The following is a 1,072-nucleotide window of genomic DNA, read 5'->3' on the forward strand; positions in this document are numbered from 1 at the left end:
TAAGCTTCAACCCACTTTTTTTTCGAATTTGGCACTCGGCACTATATGGGGGGGCGTAGTGGCCCCCCATATTCTGGATTTTTCTAACGAAAAACCCCCTCAAAATTCCTCCAACCAACCCAATTTTTGACACATTATCTCACACGTGATACAATGAAATTGCTTAAAAGTTCAAGAAATATAAGTATAAAGAAAATACCTAGGGTGCAGTTCAATACTGATCTTTTTTATTATGGTTTTAGGAGCATCCCAACAAGACAAAAACACTGTTTTTTGGGGTTTGTGTACACAAACCCGTTGCTTGCCTTCCTGCCTGAAATAATTTTAAAATTTTAATGAAATCCTAAAAATGTTTTGACAAAAAATATTTTTAACGATAAAATGAAAGCGAATTCAAATTTTAACTAGAGACGCAATAATAGATAAGATATATAGAAATTTAAGTCCTCAAGAAAAAAGAAGAATAGATCAAGCCAGAGCAAATAATGCTAAATGTTTAGGTAAAGCTGGAGTTTATGCAGTTGGTGCTTACGCTACTGGAGGGTCAGCGAGTGCAGCAAGTGCATTCTTAACTACTTTAGCAAGTTTTGGTTGGTGAACGTTTAGTAAATAAAAAATAGCGTATATACGCTATTTTTTTATTTACTAAACCATTTTTTATTGAACACAATAAGTGCTGCAAAAAATACAGATACATATCTGAACAGTTCATTCAAATTTATTTTTTCTATAACAAAAAGTAATAATAAAAAAATCAATGATTGAACTAAAAGTCTTAACAATTTACTCATTTTTACACCCCATAAACATATATCTTTATACCCGTGGTGCTAGTTGATTTCAAAATATCTCAAATGATAAGCCAATATGATTTGTTCGATCCTCAATTGTAGTCCCCTAATGCTTCTAGTCAACGTGTGCTCAATATCAAATAGCGCACAAAGTTCAGAAAAGCGAGTTTCGATCGTTCTTCTCATGACAAGTAACTGCCAATGATTATGTTGTTCTGCACCGACCATGTTTTGACGTAATCGTGTCCATAAGTGATAGCCTTTCTGTTCTAACCTATCTT

The 1,072-nt window shown here is 33.4% G+C and carries 1 pseudogene; it reads right to left on the bottom strand.

The window, feature by feature from the left end:
• Positions 1 to 830 precede the first annotated feature (830 nt).
• Positions 831 to 1,072: pseudogene (locus ACMZ6U_RS10495) on the bottom strand (IS982 family transposase); the annotation flags it as partial.

It is taken from the genome of Streptococcus pluranimalium (assembly GCF_047785745.1).
GTDB lineage: Bacteria > Bacillota > Bacilli > Lactobacillales > Streptococcaceae > Streptococcus > Streptococcus pluranimalium_B.